Genomic DNA, 20,299 nt, shown 5'->3' on the forward strand with positions numbered 1-20,299 from the left:
ACTGTCCCTTTGTCTCTTTGTCTCATGGGAGGAAGACTAGTGGAGGACATGGAGACGCAGGAGAGGCTTGATGCCCTGCTCGCGGATTGTGACCTCTGCCTGCGGCGCATTGGAATCTCTCCGCGCGAGTACCTGCCCTCGGTGAGGCTCACGCACAACCACTCGCGCATTGGCAGCTGCAAGAAGCTGCGTGGCGGTCGCAAGCCGCTCTTCCAGATTTCATGCTCCGTCGATGCGTGCAAGACTGACGCTCAGGTGCGTGACGTCCTCTTCCACGAGCTCATCCACACGCTTCCTGGCTGCTTTGACCATGGGAGGCGTTTCCGCGAGGTTGCTGCCAGGGTCAATGCGGCGTATGGCACCGACGTTCGCGCCACGCGCCGCGAGCTTGTCCGCAAGGTGTCGGAGGTTCCTCGCTCGCAGATGGAACCCCTCGTTGGAACCGAGCTGCTCGTTCGTGGCAAGCGCTACCGATTCGTGGGCATGAACGAGCGGCCAAAGCGCTTCTGCAACCTTGCGGACGAGCGTGGCCGTCTCTACGTGTGCGCACCTGCCTATGTGCTTGCGCATATGAAAGCTACCCCGGAGCGAACTCCGAGGTAGCTTGCCTTGCCAGAATTCTTTGTGCTGGATTCTAGTACACCATGCCCATGGCCTCGCGAACCTCGTTCAGGGTCTGGTGGGCGATCTCGTTCGCGCGACGGTTGCCGTCGTGGAGGACGTCCTTCACGTAGTCGAGGTTGCCGGCGAGCTTCTCGCGGCGCTCGCGGATGGGGGCAAAGTACTCGTTCACGACCTCGGTGGTGTAGCGCTTGAGCTGGCCCGCGCCGCCCATGCCAATCTCGTCTGCGATCTCCTTGGGGTCGCGGCCGCTGCAGATGCCGGCCGTGGTGAGCAGCGCCGAGACGCCGGGGCGTCCCTCGGGGTCAAACGTGATGTTGCGCTCGGAGTCGGTCTTCGACTTCTTGATGAGCTTGGCGGTTTCCTCGGCGGTCATCGAGAGCGAGATGGCGTTGCCGTAGGACTTGCTCATCTTGCGGCCGTCAAGGCCAGGCAGGAGCGGCGTCGAGGTGAGAAGCCCTGCGACCTCGGGAAAGACCTTGCCGTAGCGCTCGTTGAAGCGGCGGGCGATCTTCGAGGTGATCTCGATGTGAGGGAGCTGGTCACGTCCCACGGGCACGATGTTGCCCTTGCAGAAGAGGATGTCGCACGCCTGGTGCACGGGATAGGTGAGAAGCAGCCCCGTGAGCGCGTGGCCGGAGGCCGCCTGCTCTGCCTTCACAGTGGGGTTGCGCTCCATCTCAGCCTCGGTCACCAGTGAGAGGAACGGCAGCATGAGCTGGTTTTCCTCAGGGACGGCGGAGTGGGTGAAGATCATGGTCTTCTCGGGGTCAATGCCACAGGCAAGGTAGTCGATGACCATGTTGTACACGTTGTCGCGGATGTGCTCGGTGGTGTCGCGGTCTGTGATCACCTGGTAGTCAGCAATGATGATGTTGGTGTTGACGCCTAGGTCCTGGAGACGCACGCGTTCCTTGATGGTACCAAAGTAGTGGCCCAGGTGCAGGCGGCCCGTGGGCCTGTCACCCGTGAGCATGGTGTAGTTCTCGGGGTGCTGGGGCAGGTCGGCCTGAATCTGGTCGCTGCGCTTGAGCGCGGCTTCGTAGCTTCCCTCGTTGGGCATGGTGTCTCCTGGTTCTTTGCGTGGAAGTGCCGCAGGGCGGCACGTGGGCTCACAAACATCCATCTTACGGCAACCAGACCTTGCTGTCCGCCTTGGGTTTGCAAGACCGGTATTTGGGACCCATGCCTTGCCACAGGGTTGCAAGATGGGTAACGTTGCCTGGCCGCTTACGATTATGGGGTAAAGTGGACTATGACGGAGAAGGAGGACGCGGTGGCGAGTTCCCAAGGATCAGATGCTGGCAAGACCGCCCTCCGCGCAGAGTACGTGCGCATTCGCACGAAAATCTCCTCTGCGCTGCGCGCAACAACAGACGCACGCATACTCCAACGGCTCGAGGAGCTTCCCACGTGGCGAGAAGCCCGTCTCGTCCTCACCTATGTCTCGTTTGGCAGCGAGGTGGATACGCACGCCCTCATGCAGGCCGCCTGGTCTGCCGGCAAGCAGGTTGCGGTCCCGCGCTGTCGCCGCTCCCATTCGCTCGACTTCTATGTGATTTCCTCGGAGGATGACCTCGAGCCCGGCCTTCGTGGGCTCATGGAGCCTTCCCCAGATTGTGGACGTCCCCTCACACCGCCGCAGATGGTGGGCTCGCTGTGCATTGTGCCTGGCCTTGTGTTTGATGCCGACGGCTACCGCATTGGCTACGGTGGCGGCTACTACGACAGGTTCCTTGCCTTCTACCCTGGCGAGAAGGTCGCGCTGGTGCGCTCGCGGCAGCTATCGGGAAACCCGCTGCCAAGAGACGAGCATGACGTGCCCGTTGACTGGCTCGTGAGCGAGTCCGGCGCATGGTGCTGCAACCCTATGGTGCGATAAGCGCCGTATGCTGACGCTTTTTGCTAGGCCTTCTCGGCACCCTTGTGCTCGTGGAGGCAGGCGGCCATGTCCTTGATTGCCTTGCGGTACCCGTCGAGTCCCATGCCCACGATGGTCTCGAAGCACGCCGCACGCACGTAGGAGACCTGCCGGAAGTCCTCGCGCTCGTCAACCTTCGAGATGTGGACCTCTATCGTGGGGAGCGCTACGGACTTGAGCGCGTCGAGCAGCGCCACCGAGGTGTGCGTGTAGGCGGCGGGGTTGATGACAATGCCGTCGAACTCGCCGTAGGCGGCCTGGATCACGTCGACGAGGTCCCCCTCGTGGTTGGACTGGAAGCAGCGGCACTCCGCAAAGCCCGCTTCACGGGCGGCCGTACGGCAAAGGCGCACGAGGTCGGCATAGGTCTTGCGGCCGTAGATCTTGGGCTCGCGCACGCCGAGCATGTTGATGTTGGGACCGTTTACCACTAGGAGGCGGTAGGTGCTGCCGGCATCCGTTGCCTCGAGGAGCGAGGCCAGCTCCTCCATGTCATCCGCGTCGTCATCGTCGTTTGCGGGGGTATCGACGTGTGCTGAGGCCAGCGTTTTCTTTGCGGCAACAGCCGCGCGCACCGCCTTGGGGATGGGCGCGTGACCGTTGATCTGCACGCTGATGGAGTCCTCTGGGGCAGAGGAGGAGCCACGGAAGGCGGAGTAGCTGGGCTCGATGCCGGTAAGCCGCACGATGTCATTGCTGACCTCGTTGATGGAGCCAGGGCCAAAGACGATCTCGACACCGTTTGAGCCGCGACGCACGGTGCCAAGGACGCCCTTGATGGAGCGGAGCCTGTTGAGGTCGATAAGGTCTGGTTCCTCGGTGAGAATCCTGAGCCTCGTCATGCAGATGTCGTTCGCCTTTACGTTGTCCTTGCCACCAAGGGCGTCGAGGACCTGCTCGGCGACATCCGTCTTTGCCATTTGCGCCAAACCCTTTCTTCCTGCGGCGCACTGCTCAAAAAGGCCTTCTCCCCAAGGTCTTCCATCGCTGCCCCACTTGTTTAAATGTGTTGAGCAGAGTATAGGGCTATCGCAGGCACGTCACGGTGTTTGGTTGGTCATGACTCCGTAGACGTTGCCCATTTTCGGCTGACGTTGCGAGTTGCTCTAGAGGCCAAGCTGGTCCCTTATCGCGCGGGCGTTTCCGGCAGGAGACCCCATCGAGGCAATCGTGACGTCTGACCAGCCGCGATAGGCATCCATGCGTTCCCGTGCGAGCGTCTCCACGCCCTTGGCGGCAGAGACGGGCCTCCCTATGGTCTCGAGCTCTGCGATGGGTCGGTCGATGAAGACGATGGTGCCGTTTTGGTGGAGGAGGTCGTAGTTGGCTGGCACGGTGACCACGCCGCCACCACAAGCCACTACAAGCCCCGAACGCGCGCCGTACTCGCCCGTGACCTTGGACTCGACACGCCTGAACTCCTGCTCGCCCTTGGTGTTTATGATGTGCGCGGCGCTCTCGCCCGTGCTTGCCTCGATGGCGTCATCGATGTCGACGAAGGGCCTGCCGAGCATGCGTGCCAGTCGCTTGCCGGTGGTGGTCTTTCCGCAGCCCGGCATGCCTATGAGGATGACGTTGCCCGTCTCGGAGAGAATCTGGGCCTCGATCTGATCCACGAGGGAGACGTCCAGCTCGCGGCCTTGGAAGAGCTCGCTGGATCGCAGCGCCTGCGCGACCAGCATGGATAGGCCCGTCTCGGCGGGAATGCCCAGGCGCTCCGCCGCAAGCACGATGCCCGTGCGCGTTGGGTTGTAGATCACGTCGAGCACGCCGGCGAGGTTCTTGAGCTGAGCGAGGTCCTTCTCGGGCACAGGCGTCGCGGGGCAGTTTGGATACATCCCCACGGGTGTCGCATTGACCACGAGAACCGCATCCGCGTGGCGCTCCACCAGCGTCTGGTACGTGTCCTCTCCCGATCGCGAGATGACGGAGACTCGCGCCCCCGCGTCCTCGAGGGCAGCCTGGACGGCCGCGCTGGCGCCGCCGCTTCCCAGCACGAGGGCGGGCTTGCCTGCGAGAAGCGCCTGCTCGGTCGTCTTTAGCCTGCGCTCGCAGAAGCGCTGGAGCATGAGCGAGAAGCCCAGGACGTCGGTGTTCTCGGCAAAGATCGTGCCGTCCGGGCGGCGCACGAGGGTGTTGGCGGCGCCCAGGCGCTCAACGCGAGGGGAGCGCTCGTCAGCAAGGCGAGCGGCGTCTCGCTTGTAGGGAATGGTCACGTTGATGCCGCGCCAGGCACCCTCGCGGATGAACGGCTCAACTTCCTCGGGCTCGTGCTCGAAGAGCTCGTAGGGGACGCTCCCCAGGGTGGTGTGGATGCGTGGAGACCAGCTGTGGCCGAGCTTTCTGCCGAGAAGGCCAAAGGGTGCCGTTGCGGTCTGTGGCTGCTGTGCAGGCGTGCTGACCATCTAGAGTACCTCCGAGTAGCTGCCAAGGTAGCGGCACTCCTCGCAGGCGTCGCCGATGGTTGCCATGAGGGTGCGGAACTCTGGCGCCGTGACGGGGCACTCCACGTCGAAGTAGAACATGAACTCGAAGTCGCGACCGGGGATGGGGCGGCTCTCGAGCTTGATGATGTTGATGTCGAGCGCATAGAACTTCGCGAGCGCCTTGAAGAGCGTGCCGGGCCGGTGGTTCACCACGATCATGAGCGAGGTGCGGTCGGCGCCGGGGTAGATCTCGAGTTGCTTGGAGATGCAGGCAAAGCGCGTGTAGTTGTCGTCTCGGTCCTGGACATCGCGCATGAGCACGTCAAGGCCGTAGAGCTGGGCGCATGCGCGGCTCGAGAGGGCCGCCACGTCCGTGCGGTCGCTGTCGGCCACGCTCTTGGCCGCCATGGCCGTGTTCTCGACCACGTGGGGCGTGAGCCCCATGCGCTCTATGAACCCGGCACACTGGTTAATTGCCTGCTCGTGGCTGTAGACGTCGTGGATCTGCTCGACCGTGGTGCCGGGCTTGGCAAGGAGGTTGTGGTCAATCTTCACGCGCGTGGTGCGCACGATGTGGAAGTCGTGCTGCATCATGAGGTCGTAGACCTTGTTCACCGAGCCAGCCGTGGAGTTCTCGATGGGCAGGACGCCGTAGCGCGAGAAGTCCGTCTCGACGGCGCGGAACACCCCCTCGAAGGACTCGAAGTACGAGATGAGCGGGTGCTTGAAGATGCGGTCGGCCGCAAACTGGGAGTATGCGCCCTCTACGCCCTGGCAGGCGACGTAGGCCTCGCGGGGGAAGAGGTCTGCGGTCGTCTCGCATGCCTGGTCGATGGCTGCAAGCGCCTTGGGAGCATGCTCCGCCGCCAGGCGCTTGCCCTGGCGGGCTCGCGAGGCCTCCATGAGGAGCTGGAACAGGACCTCGGTGTAGGTTCTCAGGTCCTCGGGAGCCTTGTCCGCGAGCGCCGCCATATGTGCGCGCTCGCGCGAGCGGTCGAGGACGGGGAGGTTGTTGGTGCGCTTGTAGGCGGCCACGCGCTCCGCGCAGTCCATGCGTTTCTGGAACAGGTCGAGGATGGCATTGTCTATGTCATCGATCTCATGACGGATGTCCGAGAGGTCTTCCATGGTGCGTATCTCCGGTTCGATGTGGTAGGGCAATGGGTTCGGCGGCTACTCGGCTGGATAGCTGAGCAGGGCGTCGAGAAGCACGAGGGCGCAGACGGCCTCGGCAACGGGCACGGCACGCGTGGCCACGCACGGGTCGTGGCGACCGTGCACGCTGAGCTTGGCGTTGGTGCCGCTCTCGAGGTCGACGGAATCCTGCTCGCGCGCGATGGACGAGGTTGGCTTCATGGCGATTCTAAAGAGCACGGGCGCACCGGTGGTGATGCCGCCAAGGATGCCGCCTGCATTGTTGGTCTTGGGCGTGGGGACGCCGTCGCGCATCTCGTAGGGGTCGTTGTTCTCGCTGCCATGGAGGCGGGCCACCTCAAAGCCGCGTCCGAACTCGATGCCCTTGACGGCGGGGATGCCAAACGCGGCCCGGGCAAGCATGTTCTCGATGCCGTCGAACATGGGCGAGCCTGCTCCGGCAGGCATGCCGCAGGCAACGCACTCGATGACGCCGCCAACGGAGTCAAGGCTGCGGCGGGCTTCGTCGATGGCGGCGAGCATGCGCGTGCCGGCATCCGCGTCGATTGTGGGGTAGCGCGGGCCAGCCGAGAGCGTGTCGAGCTGCTCGGCCAGGTGCGCCTGGGCTGCGGGGGAGTTGTCGAGGGCATCGAAGCGCTCGTCCTGGACGTTGGCAACGGAGAGCAGGTGGGCGCCAATGCGTACTCCGCGTGCCGCAAGCACCTGAAGGGCGATTCCACCCGCCACGCACAGGGGCGCGGTGAGACGGCCAGAGAAGTGCCCGCCGCCCGGGACGTCCTGGTTGCCGTGCCACTTCACCCATGCGGTGAGGTCTGCGTGGCCGGGACGCGGCACCTTGAGGAGGTTGGCATAGTCGCCCGAGCGCGTGTTGGTGTTCTCGATCACGGCGGCGAGGGGTGCTCCGCAGGTAGCGCCATGGACGTTCAGGCCGCTCACGATGCGGGGGCGGTCCTCCTCGCGGCGGGGCGTGGTCCAGCTCCCCTGGCCGGGGGCCCGGCGGGCCATGAACGTGGCAAGGGCATCCTGGTCAACAACGATGCCCGAGGGCAGGCCCTCGACTACGCAGCCAATGGCGGGGGAGTGTGACTGTCCAAACACGGTGACGCGAAGCGTCTGGCCAAAGCTCGAGGGCATCTCTAGCCTTTCTCTGCAATGCCTCCGAGGGCTCGGAAGTCCTCGAAGAAGCGTGGGTACGACTTGGCGACGCACTCGGCGCCGCGGATGGTTGTGGGACCTGTTGCGTTGGCGCCGGCAATGGCGGCCATCATGGCGATGCGATGGTCGTTCGCCGTATCAACAACGCCTCCGGAAAGTGGTCCTGTGCCGTGGATGACAAGGGCGTCTGGCTCCTCGTCGACACTGGCACCCATGGCCGAGAGGGCCTCTCGCACGGTCTTCAGACGGTCTGACTCCTTGAGACGAAGGCGACCGGCGTTGGCGATGACCGTGGTGCCCATGGCGTTTGCGGCGATGGCGGCAAGCGGTGGCACGAGGTCCGGCGTGTCTCGCACGTCGATGGTGCGGCCGCGCAGCGCGTCGGGGGCAGTGGAGGCAACGTTGCCGGAGCGACCAACGCGGGCGCCAAACGCGGCGGCGCAGGCCATGATCGCACGGTCGCCCTGGGCGCTCGCAAGGTCAAGCCCGCTCACCGAGACGCCCCCGGCAACGGCACCTGCCGCAAGCCAGAAGGCGGCGTTCGACCAGTCGCCCTCGACCGTTACGGTGCCCGGCGAGGCGGCGCCGCGGGCAGGCGAGACCGAGAGGACAGTTGCGCGGTCACCGTCCACGGTCTCGTGCGTGACGCCCACGTCGACGCCAAACTCGGCAAGCGCTCGAATGGTGAGGCGGATGTAGGAGCGCGACTCCACGGGCTCCGTGACCACGATCTCGCAGGGTGCCGAGAGGAGCGGCGCCGCCATGAGGAGTCCGCTCACGAACTGGGACGAGACGTTTCCGGGGATTGAGAAGCGGCCCGACAGGAGCGTGCCCGAGACCTCGAGGGGAAGCCTTCCGCGCGTGGAGAGCGTGACGCCATGGCAGACGAGCTCCTCATAGAGGGGCGAGAGCGGCCTCTCCGCTAGGCGGCCGTGACCATCGAGGCTGCCCCCGCGGCCAAGCGCGGCAACGATTGGCAGCATAAAGCGGAGTGTCGAGCCAGACTCGCCGCAGTCAAGGCGTGCCCCCGGCGTGGCCTGACGGATGTTGTCCGTGGCGCTTGTGCCGGGAAGCGGATTCACCCTAAAGCCAAGGCGCGTGCGTGCGATGCGCGCGCCGAGCGCCTCCAGGCAGCTAACGGTGGCATCGATGTCCCTGGACGTCGCGTTGCAGTTTATGTCCGTGGTCCCAGGGCAGAGCGCCGCCATGATGAGCAGCCTGTGCGCCATGGACTTCGAGGCGATAACGGGTATGGTGCCAAGGAGCGGTGCCGGGTGGATGGTCACGTCCATGCGCTACTCCCCGCAGCCGAGGTCGATCACGTGGCGGAGCTCCTCGAGCGAGACCCTGCGGAGCTCGACTGCGCCGATGCGCGTGGGCACCACGAGGGTCACGAAATCTGCGCGGCGCTTCTTGTCGCGCGACGCGTACTCGAGAAGCGTGTCATGGTCGATGTTCGTGTTGGTGGGAAGGCCGTAGGCTTCGACGCAGGAAACGATGCGGTCTGCGACGTCCTGCGCGCACCAGCCAAGGCGTGCTGAGGCGCGTGCAACGCAGCAGAGGCCTGCCGCGACGCAGCTCCCGTGCCCCAGCCTGAAGTCGCTTGCCGCCTCGATGGCGTGGCCGATGGTGTGCCCCAGGTTAAGCGTCTGGCGCCTTTCGTGTTCCTGCTCGTCTGCGTCGACCACGTCGCGCTTGATCTCGACGTTTCTTGCAACGATGCCCACGAGCTTGTCGGGGTCAAAGCCGGGCGCGCACACGGGGTCCTTGCGCAGCATGTCGAAGAGCTTCTCATCTGCAAGCACGCCGTGCTTGATCATCTCGCCGCACGAGTCGCGCAGCAACTCGTGCGAGACGGTGGCCAGGCAGTCGATGTCGGCAACGACAAGCAATGGCTGCAGGAAGGCGCCGGCAAGGTTCTTGCCGGCCTCCAGGTCCACGGCAGTCTTGCCGCCCACGGACGAGTCGACCATCGCGAGGAGCGACGTGGGAACCTGGACTACCTGAATGCCACGCTGGTACAGGGCTGCGGCAAGGCCGGCCATGTCACCCGTGACGCCTCCGCCCACGGCAACGACGGCATCTGAGCGCGTGAGGCCCGCCTGCGCCATGCGCTCGAGGATGTCTCCCAAAGTCGAGAGGCGCTTGTGCTCCTCGCCCGCGGGGAAGGCGATGGCCGAGACCGCAATGCCCGCTGCCCCAAGTGACTCCTCGACTGGCTTCGCGTAGAGCGGCGCCACGTTTGAGTCCGAGACGAGGGCAACATGCGTGACCTTGGGGCATGCCTTTGCGACAAGAGAGCCCGCTGAACCGAGAAGTCCGCGGCCAACGTGGACCTCGTACGAGCGGGAGGGCGTGTGTACGGGAATGACGTGGGTCTCACTCATCGGGCCTCGGCCTCCCTCTTGAGGCGGTCGCCCTCCGCGAGTAGCGTCTGGAGTTTCTCGGCATCGCGGGCGTCGATGGCGTCCTTGTAAGCCTGGAGATTCTCGATGATGGTACCTACCTCGCGCGAGAGGTTGTCGGCGTTGTCAAGGAAGAGTTCGGTCCACATGGGGGCGTTGAGGCGCGCCACACGCGTGAGGTCCTTGTACGAGCCGGCCGAGAAGCCCTTATGCTCCTGTGCCGTGGGGCTCTTGACGTAGGCATTGGAAACCACGTGCGCGAGCTGCGAGGTGTAGGCAATCATGCGGTCATGGTTCTCGGCCGTGGAGAGCGTGAACGAGCCAAAGCCGCAGGGTTCGAGCAGGTGCTTCAGGCGCTCCAGGATTGCCACGCGCTCGAAGTCGTCCATCTGAGGGGGCACCACGACCATGGGCGCGTTGTGGAACATGTTCGCGCGGGCGTGCGCGAAACCGGAGTACTGGGTACCCGCCATGGGGTGGCAGCCAACGAAGGTCCAGGGCTGTCCCTCGGATATCTTGCCGCAGCGCTCGCAGATGATGCGCTTGACGCCTACGGTGTCGATGACGATGGCACCCGGAGAGATAAGGTGTGCCATCTCGCCCAGCCAGTCGATGCTCACCTGAGGGTAGCCCGCAAGGATGATGAGCTCGCAGGTGGGAATCGTCTCGTCGGTGAGCTCGCCGGCGATGGTCTCAATCTCTGCCATCTCGGTGACGGAATGCGTGCGGTTCCAGCCGTACACCTCGCGCCCCGCTGCCGCGAGGGCCTTGGCAAACGAGCCGCCCATGAGGCCCAGGCCAACGACGCCCACGCGGTCGGGGACAAAGGTGGAGGAACCGGAGCGCTGGTTATTCTCGGCCATCACTTTGCCTCCTCGACGGGTGCGTTCACAGCCTCGCGGATGAGGCGGATGCGGCGCATGGCGTCGTCGAACTGGGCCGGGGTGAGCGCCTGGGCTCCGTCGGACCAGGCCTCGCTGGGGTTGTCGTGGACCTCGATCTCAAGGCCGTCTGCGCCCGCGGCCGTTGCGGCGTATGCCGCCGACCGCACGTAGCGGGTGTAGCCCGTGGCGTGGCTGGGGTCGCCAACAACCGGCAGGTGGGAGAGGTGGTGCAGGACGGGGATTGCGTTCACGTCAAAGGTGTTTCTCGTGCGCGTCTCGAACGTGCGGATGCCGCGCTCGCACAGGATTACGTTGGGGTTGCCCTCGCTCATGATGTACTCGGCGCCCATGAGGAGCTCGTCGATGGTCTCGGAGAGGCCGCGCTTGAGAAGCACTGGCACCTGGGTCTTGCCCACCTCGCGGAGCAGGGGGAAGTTCTGGGCGTTGCGGGCGCCAATCTGCATGACGTCGATGCCCTTGTCGAGGAAGAGCTGGACGTCGCGCGGGTCCATGACCTCGGTCACGATGGGCATGTCAAGCTCGGCGGACGCCTCGGCGAGAAGGTCGAGGCCCCTCTCGCCCATGCCCTGATAGGAGTACGGGCTGGTACGGGGCTTGTAGGCGCCGCCGCGGAGCATGGTTGCCCCGGAGGCCTTGACGGCACGCGCTATTTCGAAGAGGTTCTTGCCTTCCACGGAGCAGGGGCCGGCGATGACCTGGAAGTTGCCGCCGCCGATCTTCACGCCGTGGCCGCAGTCAACCACCGTATCCTCGGGGTGGAACTTGCGGTTGGCCTTCTTGAAGGGCTCCGAGACGCGCTGGACGCGTTCGATGATGTCCATCGACTCGAGGAGGAAGGGGTCAATCTGGGTGGTGTCGCCAATGATGCCGACGATGGTTTCGTTGTCGCCCTGGGACACGTTGGTCTTGAAGCCGCGTCCTTCGATCCACTTGACGAAGTGGTCAAGCTGGTCTTGGGTGGCCGTCTCTTTAACTACTGCAATCATGGTGGCATGCCTTTCCGAGGCCGCGTGTGGGCAGCGGCCGTCTTGTCGCATAGGGATTGGAATGCTACCACGGAGGAGTCCCTTTGCAGGGCTTGTGCCTGCGGCGTTAACAAAGGCGAACTATTGCTCGGCCCCTCAGGCAAAAAGAAAGCCCAGGACGAAAAGCGCCCTGGGCTGCGTATGCACCTGGTGACCCCGGTGGGGTTCGAACCCACGACCTTTCGCTCCGGAGGCGAACGCTCTAATCCACTGAGCTACGGGGCCAACGGCCTTTGATTATAGGCAAACGTCCCAACTTGGCTACCGTCACCGCGGATTGACATCGTCACGACTCGCCCACAACACCCAAGTCGATCCGCGCCCGTTTGGGCCGCTCGCATACAATGGACATTCGGCACCCGCTGCCCTGCGGCAGCCTAAGCGAGGGGAGACCATGACGCGTAACACCACACCTGCCACCGGGGACAAGCCCAAGACAAACGTCGAGGGTCTCTCTTCCGCCGAGGTCGAGGAGCGCGTCGCCGCCGGGAAGACCAACGCCAACACCGACGTCAAAACAAAATCCGTGCGCCGGATTCTGGCCGAGCACACGTTTACCCTCTTCAACGGCGTCAACGTTGGCATGGCGGTTCTCGTGGCTATCACGGGCCAGTGGCGAAACCTGCTCTTCATGGGCGTGGTGATCTGCAACCTGGTCATCGGCGTCTTCCAGGAGATCCGTGCCAAGCGCATGGTCGACAGGCTCTCGATCCTAACCGAGAAGCGCGTCCGCGTGATGCGCTACGGCCAGATGGTGGAGCTGCTTCCCTCGGAGCTGGTGCTCGACGACTGCATTCTCCTGGCGCATGGCGAGCAGGTCCCCGCAGACTCCGTGGTGCTCAGGGGTCAGGTCCACATGGACGAGTCCCTCCTCACGGGCGAGAGCCGCCCCGTTCCAAAGGGACCCGGCGACACGCTTCTAAGCGGCAGCTTCATTGACTCTGGTGACCTTCTCGCCCGCGTGACCAAGGTGGGGCAGGATGGCTATGCCGCGCGCATCAACGCCGAGGCCAAGTACGTGAAGCCCGTGCGCTCCCAGATTCTCGACTCGCTGAGGGCAATCATTCGGCTGGGCACCTATGCGCTCTTCCCGCTTGGTATTGGCCTCTTCCTGCGCACGCTCTTCATGGACGGCGCCACGCTCGACGACGCCATCCTCTCGGCTGTTGCCGCCGTGGTGGGCATGATTCCGCAGGGCCTGGTGCTTCTCACATCGAGCATCCTTGCCATTGCCACTACGCGCCTGGCCTCGCGCAAGGTCCTCGTGCAGCAGACCTACTGCGTGGAGACGCTTGCGCGCGTGGACACGCTGTGCCTAGACAAGACGGGCACCATCACCACGGGTCGCATGGAGGTCTCGCACGTCAAACCGGCTTCCGGCCATACGGTGGGCGAGGTCGACCGGGCCCTGGCAGAGGTCGTCCGCGCGTCCGAGGGGGACGCCAACGACACTGCCCAGGCACTTCTCGCCCACGCTCACAAGGCGGGCGTCGAGAGGGGAGGGGCGCCGCTGCGCGTGGTTCCCTTCAACTCCCGGCGCAAGTGCTCTGGCTGCGTGACGGCGGGAGGCCAAGCCATTGTCCTGGGTGCCGCTCGCTTTGTGCTGGACGAGAAGGGCGTGGCCCAGGCGGCGGACCTTGCAGCCGGCTTCGACCCCTGCGAGCGCGTTCTTGTCGTCTGCGAGGTCGCGGGCTTCGACGGCGAGGGTGCACCCCTTGGCGAGGCCGCGCTTCTCGGCGTGGTTGGCATTCAGGACGAGCTTCGCGCCACGGCCCCACAGACCATACGCTACTTCATCGAGCAGGGCGTCGACCTGCGCGTCATCTCTGGTGACGATCCGGCGACCGTCTCAGCCATCGCGGCAAGGGCGGGCGTTCCCCATGCGGAGCAGGCCGTTGACGCAACGACGCTCAAGACCGAGGCGGACCTCGCTGCCGCTGCTCGCCGCTACCACGTCTTTGGCCGGGTGACGCCCGAACAGAAGCGCGCGCTCGTGCGGGCCCTCCGCGCGGACGGCCATGTGGTTGCCATGACGGGCGACGGCGTGAATGACGTGCTCGCGCTGCGCGAGGCGGACTGCTCTATCTCGGTTGCGTCTGGCTCTGCCGCGGCGCGCAACGTCTCGGAGATCGTCCTTGCGGACAACGACTTCTCACACATGCCGGAGGTCGTGGCCGAGGGGCGCCGCTCGATCAACAACCTCCAGCGCTCCGCCTCGCTCTTCCTCGTGAAAACCGTCTATACGGCGCTGCTCGCCCTCGTCTGCATCTTCTTTCCGCCATACCCCTTCATCCCCATACAGATGTCGCTCATCTCGTCTGCCATCATTGGCATCCCGTCGTTTGTCCTTGCGCTGGAGCCAAACCACGACCGCGTGAGCGGCGGCTTCCTTGGACATGTGCTGGCGCGTTCGCTCCCCGCGTCGGCTGGCATCACGGTGGCGCTTGTGGTGGCGCTTGCCGCCGAGCGCATCATGCCCATGGACTTTGCCGAGACCTCGACCGTCTGCATGCTGCTCGTTGCAATCGTGGGCATCCGTCTTATCTGGCGCATCTCTCAGCCCCTGACCCCGCTTCGCACCGCTCTTCTCATAACGGTTGCGGCGATTGTTGCCGTCGGGTGTACGGTCTTTGGCGCCTTCTTCATGGTGGCTCCCCTCACGCTTAGTATGTGTGTCTTGGTCATCGTCACGGGCGCGCTCTCGTGCGTCCTGTTCGATACGCTCTTCAACCGCTCGATAGCCCTTGCCAATTCTGGTGGGGGCATTGCCCGCCTTGCGGACAGACTGGAGGAGACCCATGTCGCTCACAGAAGGAACGCCAAGCACCAGGGAGTTTAGGGACGCCGTCCTCGCTGCTCGCCATCCCGTCCGTATCTCTGCGGGTGGAAGAGACGCACTTGTCTTTGACGTCTCCGGCATCCCCGGCGCAAGTCGCCTGCCCCGTGCTCTGGTAGAGCTTCTCGAAAACGTCGTACGCCGTTCTGCAACGGACGATGTCGCCGCGCGTCAGGCCCAAGCCGTGGTCGAAGCCGGCCTTGCAGGCAAGCAGGGCACCGAGATCGAGTTCATGCCCGCGCGCGTCCTTTTCCAGGACTTCACCGGCGTGCCCGTCTTTGTCGACTTTGCCTCTATGCGCGACGCCATGGTGGCTCGCGGCGGGGACCCCGCTCGCGTGAACCCGCACATCCCCTGCACGCTCGTTGTTGACCACTCGGTCATCGCAGACGTCGCAGGCGAGAAGGATGCATGCGAGAAGAACCAGGAGCTTGAGGCCAAGCGCAACCACGAGCGCTTTGCCTTCCTCAAGTGGGCGAGCGAGTCCTTCGAAAACGTTCAAATCGTTCCGCCCGGAGGCGGCATCTGCCACCAGCTCAACATCGAGCGCTTCTGCCGCGTGGTGACCACCGATGCGCTCTCGAAGCTTGACGAGCCCGTTGCCTGCTTCGACACGCTCGTGGGCACCGACTCCCACACCACCACGGCAAACGGGGTGGGCGTCATGGGCTGGGGCGTAGGCGGCATCGAGGCCGAGGCTGCGGCGCTTGGCCAGCCCATCTCGATGCTTGTTCCGCCTGCGGTGGAGCTCAGGCTCACCGGCGCCCTTCGTGACGGCGTCTCTGGCATGGACCTGGCACTCACGGTGGCGCAGCTCATGCGCGCCGCCGGCGTCGTTGGTTGCCTCGTCGAGGTGACGGGTGAGGGCGTGGAAACGCTTAGCGCCACGCAGCGTTCCTGCGTCGCCAACATGACCCCGGAGTATGGCGCCACCACCACGCTCTTCCCGGTGGACGAGAAGACCCTGGACTACCTCAGGCTCACCGGTCGCAACGCCGATGACGTGGCGTTTGCCCAGGCATACCTAGAGCGTCAGGGCACCTTTGGCGCAACGTCTGGCCGCATCTACGCCCGTACCGTCACGCTCGACCTTTCCACCGTCGAGCCGAGCCTTGCCGGCCCCTCGCGCCCGCACGACCGCGTGACCATTGCTGGCCTGCGGGAGCGCTTCGAGCGGAGTGCCGAGAAGAACGGCCATGGGGACCTCTCCCAGGCTTTCTCGGTCACGTGCGGCGATAATACCTACGACCTGCATCACGGCGCACTTGCCATTGCCGCCATCACCAGCTGCACCACCGCGACCGACCCGGCCATGATGGTTGCCGCCGGCCTTCTTGCCAAGCGCGCCGTCGAGCGCGGCCTTGCGCCCAAGCCCTGGGTGAAGAAGATCCTCGCCCCTGGCAGTCACGCCACGCAGCTGCTGCTCGAGCGCGCAGGCCTCACAACACCCCTTGCCAAGCTCGGCTTCTTTACCTGCGGCTTTGGCTGCATGAGCTGCATTGGCAACTCCGGCGACATCCACCCGGCGCTCCGTGAGCGCGCAGACAAGATGGAGCTCACGAGTGTCCTCTCAGGCAACCGCAACTTCGAGGGCCGCATCTCGCCCTACGTGAGCCAGAATTACCTCTGCCAGCCCGCCTACGTGGTTGCCTACTCGCTCGTGGGCACAATGGACGTCGACCTTGCCACGGAGCCCGTGGGCACGGGTGCCAACGGCGAGCCCGTGATGCTCACAGACCTGGTGCCCTCCGACGCCGAGGTTGCCGAGGTCCTCTCGCACGTCCTCACGCCGTCGCTCTTCGCCGACGCTCAGGGGTCGCTCAAGGAGGGTTCAGCGTCCTGGCAGGCCATCGAGTCCTCGTCCTCCTCGACCTTTCCATGGGACGAGTCGTCCACCTACGTTCGTCGCGCGCCTTACTTCGACATCGCGCGACAGCGAGAGACCGTCGAGGTTTCAGGCGCTCGTGCCCTGGCACTCCTCGGCGACTTTGTGACCACGGACCACATCTCGCCCGCAGGCGCCATTGCCCCAGACTCGCCGGCGGCGCGCTACCTCACCGAGCACGGCGTGGCTCAGCAGGACTTCAACACCTACGGCAGCCGCAGGGGCAACCACGAGGTCATGGCACGCGGTACCTTTGCCAACGTCAAGCTAAAGAATGCGCTGGCAGATGGCCGCGTGGGAGGTTGGACCCGAGACTTTGTCGACGGCGAGGTCAAGAGCATCTACGATGCCTCCGTTGACTATGCCAAGCATGACGTGCCCCTGGTGGTGGTTGCGGGCAAGCTCTACGGCTCTGGCTCGAGCCGCGACTGGGCGGGCAAGGGCCCGCTGCTCCTTGGGGTTCGTGCCGTCATCGCAGAGAGCTTCGAGCGCATCCACCGCTCCAACCTGGTGCAGATGGGGGTGCTCCCGCTGCAGTTCAAGGAGGGCCAGAACGCCGCCACGCTGGGCCTTACGGGCGAGGAGACCTTCGATATTGCTCCGGTGAGCCTGGCAGAGGGGCTTCCCAGCCCGCGCGAGGTCGAGGTCAAGGCCACGCGGCCTGATGGGACGGCGGTCACCTTTGACTGTGTCGTGCGCGTCGACACACCCATGGAGGGACGTTTCCTCGCGAAGGGCGGCATACTGCCTTACGTTCTGGACGAGATTTCATAGGCCTTGTGAGAGCTTGCTTGATGGTATTGTGCGCGGCGGGCGGAACGGCGAGAATGTGCGGCTGGATTCGCTTCGCTGGGTAAGAGACAGACGGGAGGGATTTGCATGAGGTGTCCAAACTGCGGTGCGGAGGTGCCTACGGGTGCCGTCGTGTGCCCGTCTTGCCACTATGACCTTGGTCTTACGCAGAGGATCCCCGTGACCAAGGTCGCATGGTGTCCCACGTGCGGGGCCTTGGTTCCGCCCGACGCGCACTCCTGCCCCAAGTGCGGCGCCCCCGTTGGCGCACCGGCTCGCTCCAAGAGCGGGCAGGCCGTGCGCGACCTGGGCATACCTACCATCGAGGGGCCGGTTGCTGCCGATGGGGAAGACGTGGACGAGGGCGGCGCGGACGCCACGCGCGCCATGCCGCGTATCGAGAGTGCCATTCCCTCCGAGCCCGGCCCGGAGTCTGCTACGGTGCGCCATGACCGTATGCCCCGCACGCGGGTGCTCATGGTTGCCGCAGGGGCTGCGCTGGCGCTGGCAGGAGGCATGGCCCTCTGGATCACGCATCCGTGGGACCCCAATCTCTACATCACGCACGCACAGACGGATGCCGACACGTCGATGGCAGGCTATCCTGGCTACATCTCTGCCCTCAGCGGCCAGGACGGCTCCACTGCCACGTCGTCCGACTCGTCGAGCGACAGCTCGGACTCTAGCTCGGACTCCGGCTCTGACACCGGCACAAAGTCTGTCTACCAGTCCATAAGCGACGACTACGACAAGCTCGGCACCTATGCGGACCAGCTTGATCAGAGCGTGGCTGACCTTACGTCCACGGGGGTGAGCGGTAGCAAGTCTGATCGCGAGTCCGGGAAGGCCACCGCCGACCAGACCGCCATCGAGCTCTCGAACCTCATCGATGACATTGCCTCGCTCGATGACTCCGATGGCACCTACGCTGATGACATCTCCAACATGACAACGTTGGGAAATTGGCTGCGCAACCGCTCTGATGCCATCTGCGAGGCTTGGAAGCTTTCGGTCACTATGACTACGGAGAAGAAGATCTTGGCACCGCTCGAGAAGATCGGCTACTCCTCCGGCAAGGACAGCTACAAGACGCTCTTTGACGAGAATTACGACGCGTGGAAGCCTGCGGAGCAGTAGGCAGCGGCGATCTGTGGCGTCTGGCGATTGCGTGCAGGCCGTTGCTTGCTGGTACTATCGTAGGGATGGAAGATTGCCACTATTCTCTCGACGTCTACGCGACGTAGTGAGCTTGACTCTTTGGAGGGGACATGGGTCTCTTTGGTTCTAAGCCGCTCTACACGCCGGCATATAAGGTGAAGGGCGACGAGGTCGCGGTCTTTGACACCAGCAAGGGCACCATAGTGGTGCGCCTCGACGGCGAGGGCGCCCCCATTCACGTGGCCAACTTCTGCGAGCTTGCAGAGAAGGGCTTCTACGACGGTCTCACCTTCCACCGCTACGAGCCCGGTTTTGTCATCCAGGGCGGTGACCCCTCGGGCAACGGAACCGGAGGTCCGGGGTACTGCATCCATGAGGAGTACACCACCAACCCCCACAACAGCCACGAGGACGGCGCGCTTGCCATGGCCCGTGCGTCTGACCCCAACTCCGCTGGCTCCCAGTTCTACTTCTGCCTTGGCCCGCAGCACTTCCTGGACAAGGGTTACACCGTGTTCGGGCAAACCATCGAGGGTCTCGACACCATTGCCGCCCTGCGCAAGGGCGACGTCATCAACTCGATTACGATCGAACACCGTGCGTAGCGTTTCGCCGATGTCGAAGCGAGGGGGTCTCACGTGAATCAACAGGCATACGAGGCGGGCAAGGCCGCCTATCAGCAGGGCGACTGGCTCACGGCAGTCGACAGGCTCTCCCAGGCCAAGAGCGCGGGCGAGGTCTCTGGCCCTGTCGACCACCTCGTTGGTAACTGCTACATGAAGCTTGGACAGTACGAGGCCGCTGCCGCTGCATACGAGAGCGCGCTGCGGGACACCACGTACGGCAAGGTTGGACCGCTCTCATGCAACCGTGGTCGCGCGCTTCTTGCCGCCGGGCATCCCTCCGAGGCCGTTACGGCACTCACGCAGGCGCTGAGCGACACCTCCTATGCCACCCCGTACAAGGCCCACATGGCCCTGGGCACTGCCTACGAGCGCCTGGGGGACCCCCGCAACGCTGGTATCGCCTACAGGAACGCGGCCATCGACGAGTCCAATCCCAACCCGTCCTCTGCCCTGTGCGACCTCGGCGGTTGCTTCATGCAGCTCGGCCGTCCCGTCGATGCCGTCGAGGCATACCGCACGGCTCTCGACTTCTCGGCGCCCCTTCAGAGCCAGAACCAGGTCTATTGCGACCTTGGCCTTGCCTACGTTGCCGCCAACCGCATGTCCGAGGCGGTCGACGCCTTCGACCACGCCACGGCAGACGGCACGCTTGTGCTCTCGCCAGAGGCGCAGGCCTCCTACGATGCCGCGCGCAAGGCCATGGCTGCCATTGCCGGCAAGAAGCGTCCCTCAGACACCGACGCCCTTCTCGCCGCCGCGGGCTACGGTGGGGGATACGACCCGCTCGATCCCACGGGTGCCTCTGGCGAGCTCATGCCTTCCGCCGACGACACCGGCTTCTTCTCGGTCTCTGAGGAGGACCTTGTCGAGCAGGACAAGAAGGAGCGCAAGATTCGCCGCAAGCACAACCACCGCGGCCTCAAGGTCTTCATCGCCATTCTCGTCATCCTCGTGGTGGCTCTTGGCGCCGCTGGATATGCCTACTACCGCGGCTATGGCTGGCCCACGCAGGAGGCAGTGATCGAGCAGCTCTTTGACGCAAAGACCTCCGGTGAGGACCTGGGTAGCTTCATTGCCGCCTCTGTGCCCGCCTCTGACGCTGCGACCATCGAGTCCACGGTGCCCACGGGCGCGACCATCAAGTCAACCGAGGTCGACAGGAGCACCACCGAGTCTACCGCTACGGTCACCGCGGCACTTCCCACGGGGGACACCCAGGCCTATACCATCTCCCTGGTGCGTGACGGCATCTCCTGGAAGGTGACAAACGTCACGAGCGATGCCGCCTCTACCTCTGCCGCTACTACTTCCACTACGGCAGGCACCACGTCTTCGACCGGGACCACCACGACCACTACGGGAACCGCGTCGCAGGGCTAGGGCCCCTCG

The 20,299-nt window shown here is 64.6% G+C and carries 16 protein-coding genes and 1 tRNA gene; 7 read left to right on the forward strand and 10 right to left on the reverse strand.

What is annotated here, in order from left to right; genetic code table 11:
* The first annotated feature begins 39 nt into the window (after positions 1–39).
* A complete protein-coding gene (locus tag NVS32_RS07855; RefSeq protein WP_258499317.1) occupies positions 40–603 on the forward strand; it encodes a hypothetical protein in 564 nt (187 codons plus the stop codon).
* A 31-nt stretch (positions 604–634) separates the two neighbouring features.
* Here NVS32_RS07855 and trpS read toward each other — a convergent pair whose 3' ends face one another.
* Entirely contained in the window at positions 635–1,684 is a 1,050-nt protein-coding gene (gene trpS, locus NVS32_RS07860; protein ID WP_118343152.1) for a tryptophan--tRNA ligase, read from the reverse strand.
* A 192-nt stretch (positions 1,685–1,876) separates the two neighbouring features.
* On the opposite strand from trpS, the gene NVS32_RS07865 reads away from it, so the two are divergent.
* Positions 1,877–2,503: a 5-formyltetrahydrofolate cyclo-ligase gene (locus NVS32_RS07865; protein WP_258499318.1), complete on the forward strand. Its 627-nt coding sequence runs from the start codon at positions 1,877–1,879 to the stop codon at positions 2,501–2,503.
* A 23-nt stretch (positions 2,504–2,526) separates the two neighbouring features.
* Here NVS32_RS07865 and aroQ read toward each other — a convergent pair whose 3' ends face one another.
* The 9 genes from aroQ to NVS32_RS07910 form a co-directional block, all read right to left on the reverse strand.
* Positions 2,527–3,462, reverse strand: coding sequence for a type II 3-dehydroquinate dehydratase (aroQ, locus tag NVS32_RS07870; RefSeq protein ID WP_258499319.1), 936 nt, complete (start codon positions 3,460–3,462; stop codon positions 2,527–2,529).
* A gap of 186 nt (positions 3,463–3,648) precedes the next feature.
* Entirely contained in the window at positions 3,649–4,947 is a 1,299-nt protein-coding gene (locus NVS32_RS07875; protein ID WP_258499320.1) for a shikimate kinase, read from the reverse strand.
* Positions 4,948–6,096: a bifunctional chorismate mutase/prephenate dehydratase gene (locus NVS32_RS07880; RefSeq protein ID WP_258499321.1), complete on the reverse strand. Its 1,149-nt coding sequence runs from the start codon at positions 6,094–6,096 to the stop codon at positions 4,948–4,950.
* 45 nt (positions 6,097–6,141) lie between these two features.
* Positions 6,142–7,257: a chorismate synthase gene (gene aroC / locus NVS32_RS07885; protein WP_258499322.1), complete on the reverse strand. Its 1,116-nt coding sequence runs from the start codon at positions 7,255–7,257 to the stop codon at positions 6,142–6,144.
* 2 nt (positions 7,258–7,259) lie between these two features.
* Positions 7,260–8,570 (reverse strand): 3-phosphoshikimate 1-carboxyvinyltransferase, encoded by a 1,311-nt coding sequence (gene aroA / locus NVS32_RS07890; RefSeq protein WP_258499323.1) that lies wholly within the window; start codon positions 8,568–8,570, stop codon positions 7,260–7,262.
* Positions 8,571–8,573: 3 nt separating this feature from the next.
* Complete coding sequence (gene aroB / locus NVS32_RS07895; protein WP_258499324.1) at positions 8,574–9,665, reverse strand: 3-dehydroquinate synthase; 1,092 nt, start codon at positions 9,663–9,665, stop codon at positions 8,574–8,576.
* Positions 9,662–10,546, reverse strand: a complete 885-nt coding sequence (locus tag NVS32_RS07900) for a prephenate dehydrogenase (protein ID WP_258499325.1) — start codon at positions 10,544–10,546, stop codon at positions 9,662–9,664. The genes aroB and NVS32_RS07900 overlap by 4 nt, the downstream gene beginning before the upstream one ends.
* The gene (aroF, locus tag NVS32_RS07905; RefSeq protein WP_258499326.1) at positions 10,546–11,574 is read right to left on the reverse strand and encodes a 3-deoxy-7-phosphoheptulonate synthase; all 1,029 of its coding nucleotides are present in this window, start codon (positions 11,572–11,574) and stop codon (positions 10,546–10,548) included. Before aroF ends, NVS32_RS07900 begins: the two co-directional genes overlap by 1 nt.
* A gap of 187 nt (positions 11,575–11,761) precedes the next feature.
* Positions 11,762–11,838, reverse strand: a tRNA-Arg gene (locus NVS32_RS07910).
* 169 nt (positions 11,839–12,007) lie between these two features.
* On the opposite strand from NVS32_RS07910, the gene NVS32_RS07915 reads away from it, so the two are divergent.
* From NVS32_RS07915 to NVS32_RS07935, 5 genes are all read left to right on the forward strand, one after another.
* The gene (locus NVS32_RS07915; protein WP_258499327.1) at positions 12,008–14,452 is read left to right on the forward strand and encodes an HAD-IC family P-type ATPase; all 2,445 of its coding nucleotides are present in this window, start codon (positions 12,008–12,010) and stop codon (positions 14,450–14,452) included.
* A complete protein-coding gene (gene acnA, locus NVS32_RS07920) occupies positions 14,412–17,108 on the forward strand; it encodes an aconitate hydratase AcnA (RefSeq protein ID WP_258499328.1) in 2,697 nt (898 codons plus the stop codon). The genes NVS32_RS07915 and acnA overlap by 41 nt, the downstream gene beginning before the upstream one ends.
* 105 nt (positions 17,109–17,213) lie before the next feature.
* Positions 17,214–18,263 carry a zinc ribbon domain-containing protein gene (locus NVS32_RS07925; protein ID WP_258499329.1) on the forward strand — a complete coding sequence of 350 codons (1,050 nt, stop codon included), beginning with the start codon at positions 17,214–17,216 and terminating at the stop codon, positions 18,261–18,263.
* A gap of 131 nt (positions 18,264–18,394) precedes the next feature.
* Positions 18,395–18,889: a peptidylprolyl isomerase gene (locus NVS32_RS07930; RefSeq protein WP_258499330.1), complete on the forward strand. Its 495-nt coding sequence runs from the start codon at positions 18,395–18,397 to the stop codon at positions 18,887–18,889.
* A 33-nt stretch (positions 18,890–18,922) separates the two neighbouring features.
* On the forward strand, positions 18,923–20,290 hold the full coding sequence (locus NVS32_RS07935) for a tetratricopeptide repeat protein (protein WP_258499331.1): 1,368 nt from the start codon (positions 18,923–18,925) through the stop codon (positions 20,288–20,290).
* Positions 20,291–20,299 lie beyond the last annotated feature (9 nt).

It is taken from the genome of Tractidigestivibacter montrealensis, assembly GCF_024741235.1.
Taxonomy (GTDB): Bacteria; Actinomycetota; Coriobacteriia; order Coriobacteriales; family Atopobiaceae; genus Tractidigestivibacter; species Tractidigestivibacter montrealensis.

Bases quoted from the DNA above. Each gene is read 5' to 3' on its own strand.
- NVS32_RS07915 (WP_258499327.1), top strand. From the start codon at position 12,008: ATGACGCGTAACACCACACCTGCCACCGGGGACAAGCCCAAGACAAAC.
- aroC (WP_258499322.1), bottom strand. From the start codon at position 7,257: ATGCCCTCGAGCTTTGGCCAGACGCTTCGCGTCACCGTGTTTGGACAG.
- aroA (WP_258499323.1), bottom strand. From the start codon at position 8,570: ATGGACGTGACCATCCACCCGGCACCGCTCCTTGGCACCATACCCGTT.
- aroF (WP_258499326.1), bottom strand. From the start codon at position 11,574: ATGATTGCAGTAGTTAAAGAGACGGCCACCCAAGACCAGCTTGACCAC.
- trpS (WP_118343152.1), bottom strand. From the start codon at position 1,684: ATGCCCAACGAGGGAAGCTACGAAGCCGCGCTCAAGCGCAGCGACCAG.
- acnA (WP_258499328.1), top strand. From the start codon at position 14,412: ATGTCGCTCACAGAAGGAACGCCAAGCACCAGGGAGTTTAGGGACGCC.
- aroQ (WP_258499319.1), bottom strand. From the start codon at position 3,462: ATGGCAAAGACGGATGTCGCCGAGCAGGTCCTCGACGCCCTTGGTGGC.
- NVS32_RS07930 (WP_258499330.1), top strand. From the start codon at position 18,395: ATGGGTCTCTTTGGTTCTAAGCCGCTCTACACGCCGGCATATAAGGTG.
- aroB (WP_258499324.1), bottom strand. From the start codon at position 9,665: ATGAGTGAGACCCACGTCATTCCCGTACACACGCCCTCCCGCTCGTAC.
- NVS32_RS07900 (WP_258499325.1), bottom strand. From the start codon at position 10,546: ATGGCCGAGAATAACCAGCGCTCCGGTTCCTCCACCTTTGTCCCCGAC.
- NVS32_RS07925 (WP_258499329.1), top strand. From the start codon at position 17,214: ATGAGGTGTCCAAACTGCGGTGCGGAGGTGCCTACGGGTGCCGTCGTG.
- NVS32_RS07875 (WP_258499320.1), bottom strand. From the start codon at position 4,947: ATGGTCAGCACGCCTGCACAGCAGCCACAGACCGCAACGGCACCCTTT.
- NVS32_RS07880 (WP_258499321.1), bottom strand. From the start codon at position 6,096: ATGGAAGACCTCTCGGACATCCGTCATGAGATCGATGACATAGACAAT.
- NVS32_RS07865 (WP_258499318.1), top strand. From the start codon at position 1,877: ATGACGGAGAAGGAGGACGCGGTGGCGAGTTCCCAAGGATCAGATGCT.